This is a genomic window from Blautia glucerasea, from assembly GCF_013304385.1.
Taxonomy (GTDB): domain Bacteria; phylum Bacillota; class Clostridia; order Lachnospirales; family Lachnospiraceae; genus Blautia_A; species Blautia_A ammoniilytica.
On the sequence record NZ_JAAITU010000124.1, the window covers coordinates 1 to 1,166 of the forward strand.

The window sequence follows — 1,166 nt, forward strand, 5'->3', positions numbered from 1 at the left end:
TCCGAGGTCAACTGTCGGCTCTGTTTTTGCAATTCTGCGGTATTGATCTCTTTGTAGTCGCATTGCCTGTTGGAAGATACTTTCTTTTCTTTTTCCAACACTGACGCTGCATACTGATGAACAAGCCCAAGGATATTCTCCTCCAGCGGTTCCCGTCGGATCACCAGACTTCGACACACAGGATCTCCATTGGTTCGAGCATCTGAGCATTTTAGCAGATGCTCCGTTTCTTTTAGTAAAGAATGCCCACAGTTGGCACATAGCAGCAATGCCGGATAACAGATATACCTGCTTTTGGTCAGGTGAAGTACGTGTATCCATGCCCAGAAGTCTCTGAACAATTTCAAAATCACGGTCACTCACCAGTGGCTCATGATTTTTCTCAATCCGGATCCAGTCATCTTCCGGTTTCACATAAGTCTGCTTCACTTTATGGTTCGGTGTTGTCCTTTTTCCCTGCACAAGATTTCCGATATAAACCTCGTTTTCCAGTATCCTACGGACTGTAACGGAACTCCAAAGCGCCTGTTCTTTCTGCCGGAAGCCAGTTTCATAATGACTGCCGCTGCTGATCTTATATTCAAATGGAGAAAGAATACCCAGTTCATTTAAACGATTAGCGATCGCATCCTGACTCATTCCCCGCAGCTTCATCTTAAAAATATCCTGTACTACGCTGCCTGCAGATGGGTCAATCTCTAATTTATGCTTATCTGTCTTTGTCTTCCTGTATCCAAATGCTACAAACGGAGTCACGCACTCGCCTTTTTTCCTCTTAATCTCAAGATTACTCCTGATCTTAATAGAAATGTCACGACAATAAGCATCATTGATTAAGTTCTTAAATGGGATAATGATTTCGTCTGCCTGATTCTTTCCCTTGAGACTGTCATAATTGTCATTTATGGCAATGAAGCGCACGCCAAGAGCCGGGAATAATCTCTCGATATACTTCCCGGAATCAATATATTCCCTTCCAAATCGTGATAAGTCTTTAACCACTACACAGTCTACAATCCCACGCCGGATATCCTCCAGCATTGCCTGGAATGCTGGGCGCTCAAAATTAGAGCCTGAGTAACCATCATCAACTCGGACTGAAACAACTTCAATATCTTTTTTGTCTTTCAGGAAATCCAGAATCAAAGCTTTCTGGTTAGAAATGC

The 1,166-nt window shown here is 43.2% G+C and carries 1 protein-coding gene; it reads right to left on the reverse strand.

Translation table 11 applies throughout. The features are described 5' to 3' along the window. Window positions 1–1,166 (reverse strand): recombinase family protein (locus tag G5B11_RS18680; protein WP_330603187.1); only part of this gene is annotated, 1,166 nt, incomplete at both ends.